This window comes from Microbacterium sp. NPDC056044, from assembly GCF_042267145.1.
Taxonomy (GTDB): domain Bacteria; phylum Actinomycetota; class Actinomycetes; order Actinomycetales; family Microbacteriaceae; genus Microbacterium.
In genome coordinates, this window is record NZ_JBHJWZ010000005.1 from 44953 (window position 1) to 61528 (window position 16576).

General features: G+C 70.9%; 14 protein-coding genes. 3 read left to right on the top strand and 11 right to left on the bottom strand.

From position 1 onward, the window contains the following. Positions 1 to 13 precede the first annotated feature (13 nt). The 9 genes from ACFC1I_RS15125 to ACFC1I_RS15165 form a co-directional block, all read right to left on the bottom strand. Complete coding sequence (locus tag ACFC1I_RS15125; RefSeq protein ID WP_376011010.1) at positions 14 to 1606, bottom strand: AMP-binding protein; 1593 nt, start codon at positions 1604 to 1606, stop codon at positions 14 to 16. Positions 1607 to 1782: 176 nt separating this feature from the next. Further along, positions 1783 to 2859 (bottom strand): Glu/Leu/Phe/Val dehydrogenase dimerization domain-containing protein, encoded by a 1077-nt coding sequence (locus tag ACFC1I_RS15130; RefSeq protein WP_376011013.1) that lies wholly within the window; start codon positions 2857 to 2859, stop codon positions 1783 to 1785. A gap of 174 nt (positions 2860 to 3033) precedes the next feature. Then, positions 3034 to 4194, bottom strand: coding sequence for a hypothetical protein (locus ACFC1I_RS15135; RefSeq protein ID WP_376011015.1), 1161 nt, complete (start codon positions 4192 to 4194; stop codon positions 3034 to 3036). Further along, complete coding sequence (locus tag ACFC1I_RS15140) at positions 4194 to 5360, bottom strand: hypothetical protein (RefSeq protein WP_376011018.1); 1167 nt, start codon at positions 5358 to 5360, stop codon at positions 4194 to 4196. The genes ACFC1I_RS15135 and ACFC1I_RS15140 overlap by 1 nt, the downstream gene beginning before the upstream one ends. Further along, entirely contained in the window at positions 5357 to 6514 is a 1158-nt protein-coding gene (locus tag ACFC1I_RS15145) for a hypothetical protein (protein WP_376011020.1), read from the bottom strand. Before ACFC1I_RS15145 ends, ACFC1I_RS15140 begins: the two co-directional genes overlap by 4 nt. A 15-nt stretch (positions 6515 to 6529) precedes the next feature. Next, positions 6530 to 7258: a hypothetical protein gene (locus ACFC1I_RS15150; RefSeq protein WP_376011023.1), complete on the bottom strand. Its 729-nt coding sequence runs from the start codon at positions 7256 to 7258 to the stop codon at positions 6530 to 6532. Continuing rightward, positions 7255 to 7626: an STAS domain-containing protein gene (locus tag ACFC1I_RS15155; protein ID WP_376011026.1), complete on the bottom strand. Its 372-nt coding sequence runs from the start codon at positions 7624 to 7626 to the stop codon at positions 7255 to 7257. The genes ACFC1I_RS15150 and ACFC1I_RS15155 overlap by 4 nt, the downstream gene beginning before the upstream one ends. A 16-nt stretch (positions 7627 to 7642) precedes the next feature. Further along, positions 7643 to 7966 (bottom strand): STAS domain-containing protein, encoded by a 324-nt coding sequence (locus ACFC1I_RS15160; protein ID WP_376011030.1) that lies wholly within the window; start codon positions 7964 to 7966, stop codon positions 7643 to 7645. Next, the gene (locus ACFC1I_RS15165; RefSeq protein ID WP_376011033.1) at positions 7963 to 9597 is read right to left on the bottom strand and encodes a SpoIIE family protein phosphatase; all 1635 of its coding nucleotides are present in this window, start codon (positions 9595 to 9597) and stop codon (positions 7963 to 7965) included. Before ACFC1I_RS15165 ends, ACFC1I_RS15160 begins: the two co-directional genes overlap by 4 nt. Before the next feature lie 133 nt (positions 9598 to 9730). On the opposite strand from ACFC1I_RS15165, the gene ACFC1I_RS15170 reads away from it, so the two are divergent. The 3 genes from ACFC1I_RS15170 (at position 9731) to ACFC1I_RS15180 (ending at position 13812) form a co-directional block, all read left to right on the top strand. Beyond that, a complete protein-coding gene (locus ACFC1I_RS15170; RefSeq protein WP_376011036.1) occupies positions 9731 to 12460 on the top strand; it encodes an AAA family ATPase in 2730 nt (909 codons plus the stop codon). Between the two features lie 62 nt (positions 12461 to 12522). Next, positions 12523 to 13320, top strand: coding sequence for a methyltransferase domain-containing protein (locus ACFC1I_RS15175; protein ID WP_376011038.1), 798 nt, complete (start codon positions 12523 to 12525; stop codon positions 13318 to 13320). Positions 13321 to 13335: 15 nt separating this feature from the next. Beyond that, on the top strand, positions 13336 to 13812 hold the full coding sequence (locus tag ACFC1I_RS15180) for a YbaK/EbsC family protein (protein WP_376012066.1): 477 nt from the start codon (positions 13336 to 13338) through the stop codon (positions 13810 to 13812). 3 nt (positions 13813 to 13815) lie between these two features. Here ACFC1I_RS15180 and ACFC1I_RS15185 read toward each other — a convergent pair whose 3' ends face one another. Both ACFC1I_RS15185 and ACFC1I_RS15190 read right to left on the bottom strand, forming a co-directional pair. Beyond that, entirely contained in the window at positions 13816 to 15705 is a 1890-nt protein-coding gene (locus ACFC1I_RS15185; RefSeq protein WP_376011041.1) for a glycogen debranching N-terminal domain-containing protein, read from the bottom strand. After that, the gene (locus ACFC1I_RS15190) at positions 15702 to 16553 is read right to left on the bottom strand and encodes a carbohydrate ABC transporter permease (RefSeq protein WP_376012069.1); all 852 of its coding nucleotides are present in this window, start codon (positions 16551 to 16553) and stop codon (positions 15702 to 15704) included. The genes ACFC1I_RS15185 and ACFC1I_RS15190 overlap by 4 nt, the downstream gene beginning before the upstream one ends. Between the last annotated feature and the right edge of the window lie 23 nt (positions 16554 to 16576).

Genomic DNA, 16576 nt, shown 5'->3' on the forward strand with positions numbered 1-16576 from the left:
TCCCGTCCCGGCGTCAGACCGCCGCGGCCTCGCGGGCGCGCAGGTCCTTGCGGAGGATCTTGCCGGCGCTGGACTTCGGGATCGCCTCGATGAACTCGACGCGGCGCACCTTCTTGTGCGGGGCGACGTGCTCGGCCACGAAGGCCATCACGTCGTCCTCGGTGAGGCCGGAGTCGGGGGCGGCGACGATGAAGGCCTTGGGGATCTCCTGCTTGTCGTCGTCGAGCACGCCGATGACCGCGGCATCCATCACCTTCGGGTGGCCGAGGAGCAGCGCCTCGAGCTCTGCGGGAGCGATCTGGTAGCCCTTGTACTTGATGAGCTCCTTGACGCGGTCGACGATCGAGAAGTAGCCGCCCTCGTGGTAGACGGCGATGTCGCCGGTGTGGAGGAAGCCGTCGGCGTCGAGCGTCTCGGCCGTGGCGTCGGGCTTGTTGAGGTAGCCGAGCATGACGTTGGGGCCCTTGACCCAGAGCTCGCCGGCCTTCGTGACGCCGTCCGGCCCGAGCTCGGTGATCTCGTCGCCCGTCTCGGTGTCGATGAGCTTGTTGAGCGTGTTGGGCAGCATGACGCCGACCGAGCTCACCGGGATGTCGTGGCGGTCGACCGGCATCGCGTGCGAGACGGGGCTCAGCTCGCTCATGCCGTAGCCCTGCATCATGCGTGCGTTGATGCGGCGCCCCGCCGTCTCGGCGGTCTCGCCGTCGAGCGGCGCCGCCCCCGAGAAGACCGTGCGCACGCTCGAGATGTCGAACTGGTCGACGATCGGGTGCTTGGCCAGCGCGACCGCGATCGGCGGCGCGATGTACAGGTACGTGCACTGGAACTTCTGGATGTTCGTGAGGAACTCGACCAGGTCGAACTTCGGCATCGTCACGAGGCTCGCGCGCTGGCGCAGCGCGAGGTTGAGCAGCACGGTCATGCCGTAGATGTGGAAGAAGGGCAGCACCGCCAGCACGCGGTCGGTCGCGGCGAGGTCGAGTGCGACGCGGCACTGCGCGACGTTCGCGACGAGGTTGCGGTGCGTCAGCATCACGCCCTTGGGGATCCCGGTCGTGCCCGACGAGTAGGGGAGCACCGCGATGTGCGTCGCCGGGTCGAACGAGACCTCGGGCGCGGGCGCGCCCTCGGTGAGCAGCTCCCGGAGGTTCGGGTGGCCCGAGGCGCCGTCGAGCACGATGACGCGGTCGTGAGGGATGCCGACGGCCTCGGCGGCGGTGGACGCCTGGGGGAGGAGCGGGCTCACGGTGACGAGCCAGGTGGCTCCGGCATCGCGGAGCTGCTTCTCGATCTCGCCGGCGGTGTACAGCGAGTTGACGGTCGTGACTGTGGCGCCGGCGCGGAGGATCCCGTGGAACACCGTCGCGAAGGCGGGGACGTTGGGGCAGAGGAGCCCGAGCACGGTGTCGACGCCCACCCCGCGGGCCGCGAGCGCGCCGGCGAACAGGTCGACCTGGGTGCGCAGCGCGCCGTACGTGGTCTCGGCGCCGGTCGCGGGATCGATGAGCGCGACGCGCCCCAGATCCTCGTCGCTCAGGCTCGCGAAGAGGTAGTCGTAGACGTCGAGTTCGGGAATCTCGATATCGGCTTCGGGACTGGTGAACACCGGATCTCCTTCGATCGGGCGGCAGGACGGTCGTCGTCGGCGGGCCAGGCCCGGCCGTGCGACCATCATGCCACCCGCATCGAGGATTGTGGAACGCGATCCCGCAAACTGTGGAACGCAGTCTCAGTCAGCCGATCGCGCCCGGCCACGTGCTGCGCGGCCGGGCGCGTGCCGGTTCAGTGCGCGAGCGCGGGCTGGCGACCACCGGCGGCGAGGCGCTCGGCGGCGAGTCCCTCTGCGGCCTCGAGCGGCGTGACGCCCCGCGATTCGGCCTCGTCGAAGATGCGGCGCACGGTGTCGCCGATCTGGCCGACGCGCTCCATGATCTCGGTGCGCGTGCCGAGGTGCTTCGCCTCGAGGTCGAGGTAGATCACGCCGCCCGCGTTGACGACGAAGTCGGGCGCGTACAGGATGCCGCGTCCGGCGAGGCGTGCGGCGCCGCTGTGATCGGCGAGCGGGTTGTTCGCCGGGCCGCACACGGCCTTGGCGTCGAGGGCGTCGATGATCTCGTCGGTGAGGAGCCCGCCGATGCCGGCGGGCACGAACACGTCGGCGGGAACGAAGTGCTCCTCGCCGGGGGCGATCCACTCCGCGCCGAGCTCGGTGGCGAGGTCGCGCTTGGCGGGGTTCACGTCGGTCACGGTGAGGCGCGCGCCCTCGGCCGACAGGCGCACCGCGAGGCGGCTGCCCACCTGGCCGAGGCCGGAGATCGTGATGCGGCGTCCCTCGACGTCGGCGGTGCCCGCGACGCGCTCGAGCGTCGCGCGCAGCGACTCGTACACGCCGAGGCTCGTGGGGCCGGCGGGCTCGCCCGAGCCGCCCACGGCGTCGGGCAGGCCGACGACGTGCTCGGTGCGCTCGCTGACGACGAGCATGTCGTCGGTCGTCGAGCCGACGTCCTCCGCGGTGCGGTACAGGCCGTGCAGCGACTCGACGGCGTCGCCGAGGTCGAGGAACGCGGCGCGGCGCCGGTCGGTGTCGAGCGTGGTGCCGGGAGGCAGGGCGATGACGGACTTGCCGCCGCCGGCGTCGAGCCCGGCCGCGGCGTTCTTGAGGGTCATGGCGGCCGACAGTCGCAGCGCGTCGCCGAGGGCGTCGCTCCAGTGCGGGTACGTCCAGAGGCGCGCGCCGCCGAGGGCGGAGCCGAGCACGGACGAGTGCAGCGCGACGGCGATGAACAGGCCGCTGCGGCGGCCGGTGATCACCTCCACCCGCTCGTGTGCGAAATCGGGGAGGGGCAGGGTGTGCGTCATCGCGGTTCTTCCTTCGGCGGGCCTCGTGGGCAGTGCGCTGCGGACGCCGCGGCGTTGCGGCATCCATCCTCATTGCACACCGGTTCTGCGAATTGTTCAACCGTGTCGGCGGCGAGTGGGCAGATCGCGTAGAAGGCGACGGGACAGGCCCGCCAGACTGTCAGATCTGCGTCGTCAGGTCTGGGGCCGCGGGCCGGGGGTCCAGAGTCCGAGGGTCACGGGATGCAGCGAGCGATCGACGGCCGAGAGCAGATCGGATGCCGCGGAATCGGGGTCGTCGGTGGTCCGCAGGCGCTCGCCGAGCCGATCGACGGTCTTCTGCGCGTCGTAGCGCTCTCGGTCGAACCTGCGGTCGACGACGCGCTGGATGCCGCGGAGCGCGGGGAGGAACAGCGCCGCCGCGACCAGTGTCGCGCCGGCCACAGCGAGCGACGGTGCCCGCGGGAGCAGCCAGGTCGCGGAGGTCACGACCAGCGCGTAGACGCCGACGACGACGGCCGTCACCAGTGCATACGCGACCGTGCGCGAGATGATCCGGTCGATCTCGTACAGATGGAAGCGCAAGATCGCGATCATCATCGCAACGGGCACGAGTGCGAGCGCCACCTGGATCCAGTCGTGCACGAAAGTCAGTTCCTGGGGAGCGAACGCATCGGTCATGAGCGTGGCGAACACGAGCACCACCGCCCAGGTCATCCACGAGATCTGGGCCCGCTCCTGCGCACCGGCGCGGCGATAGCGGACGGCGAGCGAGGCGAAGGACCCGCCGGCGGCGAACGCGAAGATCACCATCATCGCCGCCCACTGGACCGGGACCGGCCCGATCGAGGCCGACAGGTGCACCGGATTGGCGACGCCGGGGTATACCTCCGCCGTGTAGGTGGACTCGATGGCCGCACCGAGGAGGATCACGCCGGACGCCGCCCACGCGAACCACCGCCAGCGGCGGGACGGCAGGCGGCCCGTCGGATAGAACAGGGGAATCAGCGTGAACATCACGCCCACCGGAAGGATCCACGACCACGTATCGAAGTCGGCCCGGCCATGCCCGTACGCGAGCAGCCAGATGGCAGGGCCGGGTGCCGCCGGAAGCAGCGCTCTGCCGAGGGCATCGGCCGGCAGTTGCACCGTGACGAGGGCCGCCACGGCGAGCAGGAGCCAGCCGATGACGTTGGCCGGCACCTTCATACAGAGGAACCAGGCGACGGCGACGTCGATGGCGACGAACGCGTAGAGCCCCGGACCGGCGTACGGCATCCAGAATCCCGTGGCCGCGCCGGTCACGAGCGCCGCGAGCACAAGCAGCGCGACGACGTGGGCCGTCCATGCGCGCATCAACGCGATCCGCCTTCCGCCAGCCACAGCCCGGCGGAGGCCGGCTGCAGGGTCTCATCGACTGCCTGGACGAGGTGGGTCCCGGTCCCCGAGGGATCGACGCGAGATCGAACCTCCTCGCCGAACGCGTCCACCACGCGTGCTGAGTCGTAGCGCTCCCGGTCGAATCGGCGATCGACGACACGCTGCACGCGGCGCAGCACCGGCAGGAAGAGCGCGGCGGCCGAGAGAGTCGCTCCGGCGACCGCGAGGGAGGGAGCTCCCGGCAGCAGCCACGTCACCGACGTGACGACGAACGCATAGATGACCACCGCGGCGACGGTGACCAGCGTGTACGCCACGGTGCGCGAGACGATGCGATTGATCTCGTAGAGGCCGTGGCGGGTCACGGCGACGCCGATCGTGATCGGGATGGCGTTGAGGGCCAGCCCCAGCGGCACGGCAGCGAGAACGGCCGCCCAGACTGCGGGCGCGAGGAGCTGTGACAGTTGATCGATCGCGAGCGCGACCACCACGACACCCGCGCCGAAGGCGAACCAGCGGTACTGCAGACGCTCCACGTCCTTGGACCTCCGCCAACGCACCACGAGATCGACGAGCGCTGCGGCGATCGGCACCGGGATGGCGAGATTCATCAGGCCGATTGCAAGCATGCTGAAGGGTTCGAGCGCTGCGACGGCCCATGGTCTCGTGCCGAAGAACGGCTCGAGCGCGTCGGGCACCGGCACGAGGATGGTCAGCATCGCGCAGGCGATGGCCTGCGCGATGGCGAACCACAGCACGATCCGGCCCAGGGTCGTGCGCACCTCGCCGGAGGGGAACGTCAGGATGATGAGCACGAGCGGAAGGAACGCGATGATCCCCGCGGTGGCGCCGATCGTCCCCAGCAGCGACGTGACCACCCAAGGGAGCTCATCGCGCAGCGTCTCGACGAGAATGAGCGTGATCGCGGCGACCAGCCAGACCCCGCCGGCCACCATCAGCAGCCGGCCGATATTGTTCCGAGGGCGTGCGGTGAGGATCACCGCGCCGACGAGGGGAAAGCCCGTCCAGCCCACGAGCAGGAAGCTGTCGTGACGCACCACGAGCAGGCCGATGGCGACGGCGACGAAGAGGACGGGGACCGACCAGATCGCGATCCTCCGAATGACCTCACGCCGACTCATCTCAGGCTCCCGCTCACCCAGAGGCCGGTGGCCGCGGGCTGCAACGTCTGCGAGGCTGCGGCGAGGAGCGCATCACCCGTCGTCGAAGGGTCGGCGCCCGTCCGGACGCGCTCGCCGAACGCGTCGACGACGCGCTCCGCGTCGTAGCGTTCGCGGTCGAAGCGCCGGTCGACAGACGCCTGCACACGGCGCAGCACGGGGAGGAACAAGGCGGCGGCCGCAAGTGTCGCGGCGGCCACGGCGAAAGCCGGGGCGGCGGGCAGGAGCCAGGTCACGGATGTCACCACGAGGGCGTACACCCCGACCGAAAGTGCGGTGACGATCGTGTACGTGACGGCCCGCGACACGACGCGCCCGATCTCGTACAGCCCGTAGCGAAGCACGGCGACGCCGATCGCGAGGGGGATCGCGTTCATCAGCAGGATCAGAACCCTCGCGTACTTGTCCATCGTCTCGAAGTCCTGGGGCAGAACCGCCTGGATCGGCAGGACGGCGACCATGAGCGCGATGACGGTGGCGCAGCCGAAGGCGAACCACCGGAACTGATAGCGCTCGTTCTCGCTCGAGCGGTGCCAGCGGAACGAGAGCTCGACGAGCTCCACCGCGAGCAGAACCGGCACGGCGAGGTTCAGCAGGATGCCGTCGGGACCTGTCGTTGCACCGACGCCGACGAGCGCCCACGGCGTGGACAGCTCGCTGGGCGGCGGTGCCGGAACGAAGGCGTATCCGGCGATGGCATAGGCGACCACTGCGGCGATGGAGGCGAGGATCAGCCGACCGGCTTTCGTCTCGATCCGTCCCGTCGGGAAGATCAGCACCAGCAGCATCACCGCCCCGAACGCGAAGAGAGCTGCGAGGTTTCCGATGATGCTCACGACGAACTGCGCGGGCAGCGTCAGCCACGCGGCCCACACCCCGACCGCCAGAAGGCAGCCGGCGGCCGTCGCCCAGAGCAGGCCGATCGTCAACATGAGCCGACCGATGGCGTTGCCGCGGCTCCGGGTGAGGATCATCGCGCCCACCAGCGGGAAGCCCGTCCAACCGAGCAGCACGAACACCTGTCCCTTCACGACGACGTCCGTGAGCGCCACGATGAGGTAGGCGGCGAACAGCGCCCACACGAGGGCCAGCCGGATGCTCTCGCGAACGCTCATGGCGGTACCCCGCGTTCAGCCTGCGGCGCGAGAGCGAGGGCGCAGCGGGGTGCTCACCGCGTGCCACACCGTCCGGATGCCGGAGTTGTCCTTGATGTTGCGCCAGTTCCTCCACAGCCGGCGACGGTCGAGGCACTCGGTGTGCTCCTCCACGCTGACGTCCGCGACGCCGTAGGTGGCGGCGAGACTGCGCAGCGTGTGGATCCACATGAGGCTCTCCCCGCGGCGGACGACGGGCCACATCGATTCGAAGATCGGGTCGGAGCATCGCAGCAGGATGCGGATCTGCGCGGCCGTGCCGGCGACGCCGGTGGCAGCATCCGTCTCGTTTCTCTCGCCGGAGAAGGTGATCAGTGCCGCGAAGAGGTGTCCCTCCGGGGTGAGGAAGGTGAAGGAGGTCTCGTCGGCGTAGATGACCAGGACGCCGCTCGTCATCCCCGGTGAGCCGAGCGGAGCGACATCGCCGGGCTGAATGGACGCCGAGGCGCCGTAGAACCTCGCGCCGCGCGGCCAGTACGAGCCGAAGTTCGCGCGCCAGTCCGCGATGAGTCGCTCGGGAGTGACGACCGTCCCGAGATCGGCGCGGTAGATGCGCTGCCACATCCGCCCGAAGCCCTGTTGGGGGCCCGATACACGCTTGCCGTCGACGTTGTAGCCGTGGCTGCGTGCTGCAGCCGGCACGCGCAGGCGTTCGACCTTCGGCGCCCAGTTGTCGGCGTCGCGGGAGGGGGTCGACGCGCTCATGGCGTGCTCCTTCCGTGCCCGTCGCCCGCGATGGCCTCCGAGACGTCGCCGTGCAGCGCGATCGCCTCATCGAGACGCGTGAGCTCGAAGATCTGCCGGTAGTGCTCGGAGAGCCCCACCGCCGCGAGCTGCTGCTGGCGCCGCTGACCGCGCACGAGAAGGGTCACCAGCATGCCGATCCCGCCGCTGTTCATGTACTCCATCTCGGAGAAATCCAGGACGACGAGTCTCGCGCCCGCATCCGTCGCCTGCTCGTGGGCCGACATGAGCGTGCCCTCGCACGCGGTGGTGACGTCGCCGGCGATGCGGATGACCGCCGTCCCCGGCGCGATCGACGACACGGTCATGGTTGCTGTGTGCGCAGACATGGTGCGCTCCTCTCCGCTACCGCGGAATGGGCTCGACGACCTCGATGAAGTCGCTGAGGCGGGTGATCTCGAAGATGTGCCGATAGTGATCGGTGAGACCGAGGGCGCGGATCTTGCGCCTGTCGGCCCGGGCGCGCGAGAGCACGCCGACGATGAGTGCGATGCCGGTCGAGTTGATGTAGTCGACTCCGGCGAAGTCCACCTCGATGACGGGGGGATCGGATGCTGCGGCCGCCGCGTACGCCACGTCCAGAGTCGTGCCGGCCTCGCGGTCGATGCGTCCGGTCAGCCTCATGAGGACGACGTTCCCTCGGCGGCCGAGCTCGTAGTCAAGGCTCATTCTTGGTCCTCCTTCCGGGGCCCGTCCAGCTGCATGACGAGTCGGACGGTATGCCTGTCGCCCGAGACGCTGTCGTCGCACCGGTCGACGAGCTTCTCGACGAGGAACAGTCCCCACCCTCGCGGCGTCTGCAGTCCGGCGAGCTTGAGATCGAGGTCGGGGATGTCCGCCTCCCGCTGCCGCCCGCGCCCGAAGTCCGAGATCTCGACCGTCACGGCGTCCGGCGTCTGGCGCACCACGACCTCGACGTCCAGCTCCACGGCCCCGCGGTTGCCATGCTCTATGGCGTTCATCGCCGTCTCGGATACGGCGGTCTTGAGCGCTTCGAGCCGTGGCCCCGGGAGGGCGTCTCCGATCATCGCGGCGACGCGGTCCATGACCTCTCGTTCGTTGCCGGGTTCGCTCGGCACCGTGAACGATCCTGTGTCGCGCGGTGTCGACAGCCCGCGGTGCAGCGCGACGAGCGTGATGTCGTCCTCCTGCTCCACACCTCCCGCGAATCGCCCGAGGGCCTCGATGGCGTGTGCGATGAGCTCCTCGCCCGACGCGGCATCCTGCACCAAGGCCTCGGTCCGTCCGAAGCCGAACATGTCGCCGTCGGCGTCGTGCTGCTCGGTGATGCCATCGCTGTACAGCAGCACGATGTCGTCGGGCTCGATGACCGTCTCGTGCTCGTCGTACTCGCTCTCTGCCATGAGGCCCAGCGGCATGCCGCGCGCCGCGAGCTGAATCACGCGGCGGCCGCGACGCAGGTAGGGCAGGTTGTGGCCCGCGTTGGCGAACTGCGTGCGCCCGGTCCGGGGGTCGATGACGAGCACGAGGCAGGTGACGAACATGTTCAGCGGGATCTGGGGGATCAAGAGCTCGTTCACCCGGCGCAGGACCTCTCCGGGTGCGGAGACGACGCCCGCCGTCGATCTCAGCAACGCGTGGGTGGACGCCATCACGAGCGCCGCGGGGACGCCTTTGTCGGTCACGTCACCGGTGATCACCATGACCCGGCCGTCGGGCAGCTCGATGAGGTCGTAGAAGTCGCCGCCCACGGTGCGGGCCGGACGGTAGAGCGCCGCCACGTGCCAGCCGGGGAGATCGGGAAGATCGTTCGGGAGGAACTGCTGCTGGATGAGCTGGGCGACGTGCAGCTCCTGGTCGATGCGCTCGCGCGCCCTGGCCTCGCCTTCCTGCTGCCGCATCAGCTGACCGAGCCGAAGCGCCGGAGCCGCGTACCGGGCGAGGTTGTCGAGCAGCCGGCGGTCGTTGCGGGTGTACGTGCGTTCGGACAACCTCGAGCCCAGCGCGAGCACGCCCACGAGCTCTCCCGACGTCACGAGGGGCACCACCATTCGCGTCCCCTGCTCCCTCAGGTGAGCGACGGCCGGCGAGTCGGCAGGCAGCGCCTCGATCTCCACAGGGCCGGGTGCGGCGAGCAGGAACGTGAGAAGGACGTCTCCCGGCGAGATCTGCACATCGATCGTGGCCGCCCGTGGTGCCGACGCTGCGCTGCGCTGCGCGCTCCTCGTCAGCTTGCGGCCGGCGCGCCGACGACTCTGCGCCGTCTCAGGAACGGCGGTGGCTTCGGCCACCCCGGCGGTGGTCCCGTTCGCGACGTCCTGCTCCAGCATCCCGGTCATCGCGTCCTCCTCGCGCCGGCGAACCCGCCTGATGACACGATGATCCGGGACGAGGCGTTCCGAGACCGTTACGAAACAGGCCGTTCTTCGCCGATCGGAACACATTTCTTCGCACAGGCGTTACGGTGTGTCCGTGCTCGAGCTTCGGCTGTTCGGCCCGCCTCGCGTGCGGCGGGACGGCGCGGAGGTGCGGTTCGATACCCGCAAGGCGGTGGCGCTCCTCGCGATCCTCGCGGTGAGCGGGCACGAACACGGCCGGGAGGAGCTCGCCGGCAGTCTCTGGCCGGACCTTGACCACGTGCGTTCGCGGGCGGCTCTGCGCCGGACGCTGTCCGTCGCGACAGCCGTCGGCCCCGCGCTCGTCATCGGCTCGGCCGGAGTGCGCTTGGATCCGGCCGAGATCCGCTGCGACGTGCGGGAGTTCCGGCTGCTGGCGGATTCGACGGAGAGCGCTGACTGGGCACGCGCCGCAGAACTGGCGGCGGCGGGCTTCCTCGAGGGGTTCTCGCTGCGTGACAGCCCGGTGTTCGACGATTGGCAGATCGCGACCGCCGCGTCGTTGCGGGATCTCGCTTCGCAGACCCTGGCACGTCTGGTGGCAGCATCCGTCGCTCGCCGCGATCTCGCCGCGGCGATCCAGTACGCGCGCCGCCGCACGCAGGTGGAGCCGTTGTCCGAGCCGGCCCATGCGGATCTGATCCGCGTCACCGCGTGGAGCGGAGACCGCCCAGGGGCGTTGACCGCCTACCGTGCGCTCGTGAGGGTCCTCGACCGGGAACTGGGGGTGGCGCCGCTCCCCGAGACTCTCGCGCTGCAGGCGCAGATCCGAGCGGGGACGCTGGCGGGCCCCGATGCGGGTGGCGGTGCGGCCGCCGCCGAGACGAGGCCGATCGCCTCGCCGCGGGTGTCGCGCCTCGTGGGGCGCGACGGTGTCGAGCGACGGCTCGACGGGGTATGGGAGGCCGTGCCCGGGCGCGCGATCGGTCTCGTGGGCGAGCCGGGGATCGGCAAGTCCGTCCTTCTCGACGCCTTGGCCCAGCGTGCCGTCGCGGACGGAGTGCGTGTGGTGCGACTCGCCGGCCACGCCTCCGAGCGCGGGCTCGCCTACGCGGCTGCGAACGACCTCGTCCGCGGCATCCTGGTCTCGGAACCGGATCTTGCGGCCCGGCTCGGTGCGGCGGGCGCTCCGCTGGCCGCGTTGTCGAGCGAGATCCCGGGCCCCCGGCAATGGGCGATCCGCGGATCCGACGACCTTCGGCGGGTGAACGAGGCCGTGCTCGCGGCGGTCGGCGTGTTCGGTCGTGCCGGGCGCGCGCTGATCGTCGTCGACGACGCGCATCTCATCGATCCGCCGTCGGCCGCGCTCCTCGGCTACCTGCTGCGCCGGCTCCCGCCGCGGGTCGCCGTCGTCGCCGCATGGGCGACCGGCTTCGGCGGTGAGCCGCTCGCCGCGGCGGTGGCCGAGCAGGGGGAGGTGATCCTCGTCGGACCCCTCGAGCCGGCCGACGTCGCGACGCTGCTGAACGGCTCGCCGCATGATCCGGCCGAGGTGGTGCTGCGCACCCGGGGCGTGCCGCTGCTCGTGACGGAGTACGTCACGCCGGAGATGTCGGTGGATGACCCGCCGCTCATGGCGGTGCGAGATGTGGTGGCGGCGAGGTTCGAGGGGGTGTCCGCGATGACCCGCCAGGTCGTCGCTGCGGCGGCCGTGATCGGCACGGTCGCCGACCCTGAACTGCTGCGGGTCGCCGGCGGGCGGGACGAGAACGAGACCGTCGATGCGATCGAGGAGGCGATCACCCGCGGCCTGCTCGTGGAGCGCGTCGACCAGGGCGGCTACGACGTGCCCCACGATCTGGTGCGCGACACCGCGATGGCGTGGATGTCGCTCGCGCGCGCCCGCCTGCTGCACGGGCGGATCGCCGACCTGCTCGCGCGCCGGCATGCCGTCGACCCCCTGGCCACGCCCGCCGGCGCCGTCGCCCGCCACCTGTCGTCCGCGGGCCGGGACGCCGAGGCCGTCGCCTGGTACTTGGACGCGGCCTCGGCGGCTTCGCGGCTGTCCGCGCACGCGGAGGCGCTCGAACTGCTGCTGGCCGCGCGCTCGCTCGGCCTGCGTTCGGTCGACGTGCATCAGGGGATCGGAACGGAGCTCGTCCGGCTGGGGCGGTACCGCGATGCGCTCGGGGCCCTCGACCGGGCGGGGGCGCTCGCCGAAGGCGACGCGGAGCGTCAAGCCGTCATCGAGCACGCGACGGCGGGCGTGTACGACAGGCTCGGTGAACCGGCACTGGCGCTGTCGCACCTTGAGGCCGCGCGCGACCTGATCGGCGACGCGTCCAGTCCGCACGAGGCCGCGGTGCTCGCAGACCTCGCGCTCGTCGAACATCGCCTCGGGCACGCCGAGGCCGCCGAGCGGACGGCGGTGGAAGCCGAGCGCGCGGCGACCGAGGCGCAGGATCGACTCGCGCTCGCGCGGAGCGAGAACGTGCTGGGCGTCATCGCCGCTGCGCGCGGCGATCAGCAGGTCGCGCTCTCCCGCCTGCGCTCGGCGGCGCAGCGTGCGCGCGAGGTGGGTGACCAGGACCTGCTGATCGCCTCGCTCAACAATCTGTCGCGCGTGTACGAGGCGTCGGGTGAGCTCGACCACGCACTCATGTCCGCTCGCGATGCACTCGCGGGCGCGGAGCGGCAGGGGGATCGCCATCGGGTCGGCGCTCTGCACTCGCATGTCGCCGATCTTCTTCACGCTGCCGGGCGTGAGGACGAGGCGGTCGCGGCGCTCAAGACCTCCGCCGCGCTTCTCTCCGAGGTCCAGGACGCGCAGACGCGCCCCGCGCTGTGGACGCTGGCCGAATGGTGACGCGGGCTGTCCGATCGACCTGACGGCGACGTCCGGCGCGTGACCGTCGGTAGCATCGACGAATGCCCGACGCCTACACCCACGGCCACCACGAGAGCGTTCTGCGGTCGCACCGCTGGCGCACCGCCGAGAACTCCGCAGCGTACCTGCTGCCGCACCTCCGGCCGGGCGTCTCGCTCCTCGATGTGGGCAGCGGTCCCGGCACGATCACCGCGGACCTCGCCGCGCGCGTCGCTCCCGGTCGTGTGGTGGGGACGGATGCCTCGGCCGACGTCGTCGCGCAGGCCGCGGCCGACCACGCGGCGCCGAACCTCTCGTTCGAGGTGGGCGACGCGTACGCGCTGGCGTACGACGACGGCGCTTTCGACGTCGTGCACGCGCACCAGGTGCTGCAGCACGTGGAGCGTCCGGTCGACATGCTGCGCGAGCTCGGACGCGTCGCCGGCCCCGACGGCCTCGTGGCTGCGCGCGACGTCGACTACGAAGGGGTGATCTGGTACCCGCTCATCCCCGCGCTCGACGAGTGGCTGGCGCTGTACCTCGCGACGCACCGCAGCGTCGCCGGCGAGCCCGCCGCCGGGCGGCGGCTGAAGGCGTGGGCGCTGGAGGCGGGCCTCACCGACATTCGCGCCACCGCGGCGCTCTGGCTCTTCGAAGACGACGCGGACCGCGCGTGGTGGGGCGGGATGTGGGCGGACCGCGTGCTGCAGTCGGCGTTCGCCGATTCGGCGCGCGCGACCGGCGCCGATGACGCGCTGCTGCAGCGCATCTCGGACGGCTGGCGCGAGTGGGCGGCCGCTGACGACGGCTGGCTGCTCATGCCGCACGGCGAGATCCTGGCGCGCGGACCCCGTCGTTAGGCTGAGCCGGTGACCATCCCCGCCTCGCTTCCCGCCCGCAGCCGTCTCGTCCACGACGCGATCCGCGCCGCCGGCATCCCGGGCGACATCGTGGTGCTTCCGGATGCCGCGTCCACTGCGATCCTCGCCGCGCAGGCGCTCGGGGTCGAGGTGGGCGCGATCGCCAACAGCCTGGTGTTCTTCAGCGACGGCGCACCGCTCCTCGTGATGACGAGCGGCGCGCACCGCGTCGACACGGCGGCGCTCGCCGAGCGCCTCGGTCACGGGGAGGTCCAGCGCGCGACACCCGAGCAGGTCAGGGACGCCACCGGCCAGGCCATCGGCGGAGTCGCTCCCACGGGGCATCCATCCCCACTGCGCACCGTCGTCGATCAGGATCTCGCCCGCTACCCCGAGATCTGGGCCGCCGGCGGGACGCCGCACACCGTCTTCCCGATGACCTACGACGAGCTCGTGCGCCTCACCGGCGGCACCGTCATGAAGGTCGACTGACCGTCAGATCCCGACGATCTCGCGGCACGCGATCGCGGCGGCAGCCGACCACGCCTGAGGGCGGCACGCGGCCGGGTAGGGCGCGGGAGCCGGGGTCGTCGTGCGGTCGTCGCCCGAGTAGAGCTCGGGCATGCGGAAGGCGAAGGTCTCGGCGGCTGCGAGCAGTCCGTCGACCACGACGAGCGCCTCGTGGAGGAGCCCTTCCTGCGCCATGCCGCGGGCGGCGATCGCCGTGTCATGCGGCCACACGCTCCCACCGTGATAGCTCAGCGGCCAGTACCCGGCGGCGTCCGTCGACATCGTCCGCAGGCCGAATCCCGAGGTCATCGAACGGCCGGTCAAGAGCCGCGCGATCTCCCGGGCCTGATCCGGCTCGAGGATGCCGGTCCCGAGCAGATGGCCGATGTTCGAGGTGAGCGTGTCGACCGGACGACCGTCGCGATCGAGCGCGATCGCCGGGTAGCGGCCCTCGGGCGTCGTCACCCAGAAGCTGTCGGCGAACCGGCGGCGAAGCCCGGCGGCCCACTCGCGGAGCGGTGCGGCACCCTCCTCGCCGAGCGACTCCAGCAGCGCAGCGCCCCGGATGGCGGCCTCGTACGCGTAGCCCTGCACCTCGCAGAGGGCGATCGGCCCGTGCGCCAGTGTGCCGTCGCGCCACTGGATCGAGTCTCCGGAGTCCTTCCAGCCCTGGTTCGACAGCCCGCGGCCGGTCTCGTCGACGTAGTCGAGGAATCCGTCGTCGCCCGCCGACGTGACGATCCACCCGAGAGCGGAACGCAGCGCGGGAACGAGCGCCCGCACCTCGGACTCCGGCATCCCCGCCGCGGCCGCTTCGGCGAGCAGGCACACCCACAGCGGGGTGGCGTCGACGGTGCCGTAGTACACCGGTGGCAGAAGGATGCCTTCGCCGGGCATCGCGAGTTCGCCGGCGCGCAGTTCGTGGAGGATCTTGCCGGGCTCCTCCGCCGTCGCCGGGTCGGTCTTGGTGCCTTGCAGTCGCGCGAGCACGCGGAGAGTGGATGCCGCGATCCCCGGGTCGACAGGAAGCAGCAGGCGCGCGGCCCACAGCGAGTCGCGTCCGAACAGGGTGAAGAACCACGGCGCGCCCGCCGCGAGGAACTCGTCGTCGGGAGCACCGGGGAGCACGAGCCGCAGGGCGTCGAGGTCGGAGAGCGCGCGATCCACCCAGCGGCCCAGCCGGGAGTCGTGCGCCGCGGGGAGGTCCACCGCGTTCCGGCGCGGCTCCGCCGCGGCGCGGGCGACGACGAGGCCGGGGTCGTCGAGCTCCAGGGTCCACTCGGCCGTCCACTCCCCGTGTGCGGGGCAGTCGACCGACCACTCGACGACGACGGACTGGTCCTCAGTCCGCACGTGCGCGTCGGGCGCCGCGAGCACCAGGGTCCTGCCGTCACTCGAGAGGCGGACGGTCCGCCCGTCGGCGTCGCTCTCCCACGCGCGGGAGGCGGATGCGCCCGCTTTCACCTCCTGGAGCGGGGCGAAGTCGGGCACGAGTCGCAGTCGGAGGGTCGTCGACACGGGGCCGGCCAGGTGCGAGAGCACTCTGAGCCGCTCGCGAACCATCCCGGCCTCGACGGTGCGGACGCGCTCGAGCCGCACCTTCGGGTCGGGCCAATCGTCGTCGATGCGGCGCAGGAGGGCCGTGAACGACACCGCCGACGCCGAGATCTCGCCCACCGAGATGGGTTCGGGGACGGAGGCCTCGTCCCCGACGGTGTAGGTCAGCTCCGCCTCGCGGACGAAGCGTGTGTCGCCGTGGTAGACGCCGTCGATCGCCTGTGCGCCCAGGTCGCCGGCGTGCCCCGACCAGACCTGTGTCGGCGCGCGCAGCGCCACCACCGCGTCGGACAGGAACGGCTGAAGCCCCGCGTTCACTCCTTCACCGCCCCTTGGCTCGCGTTCATGATCCTCCGCTGGAAGATGAAGAAGAGAAGGGCGACCGGGATCGTCATGATGAGAGCGGCGGCCAGCTTGAGCGGGTACTGCGTGCCCTGGCTCAGCTGCCCCGATGCGAGCCCGGCGACACCTTTCGTGAGGGTCGTCAGCTCGGGGGATTGGGTGGAGACGATGAAGTGCGACAGCTCGTTCCACGACCCCTGGAACGACAGGATGATGATCGTGATCAGCGCCGGCCGCGCCATCGGGAGCACGACCGACCAGAAGATGCGGAAGGTGCCCGCACCGTCGATCCGTGCCTGCTCCTCGACCGAGACGGGGATCGACTCGAAGAAGTTCTTCATGATGAACACGCCGGCGGCGTCGACGAGCAGCGGCAGGATCATGCCCGCGTACGAGTCGTAGATGCCGAGCTGGTTGATCACGAGGAACCGGGGGATGAGCAGCACGACGCTCGGCACAGCCATGACGGCGATGACGCCGGCGAACACGACTCCCCGTCCACGGAAATTCAGGCGCGCCAGCGCGTAGCCCGCGAGCGACACGAAGAACACGCGCAGGACCGTGACGCTGATGGTGACGATCGCCGAGTTGCGGAACCACACCGGGAAGTCGCTGCGAAGGAACAGTCGCTCGTAGGCGGCCGTCGACCACACCTGCGGAATGAGCGACACCGGGTTGGAGGCCGCTTCGGCATCCGTCTTGAACGACGTTCCCAGCTGGACCAGGAACGGATAGATGTAGATCAGCGAGATCACGATGAGCACGACGTACAGCGCGATCTGCCATCCGAGACCCGAGGTGCGACGTCGGCGGCGTGGAGACATCACCTGACCCGCCGGTCGCTGCG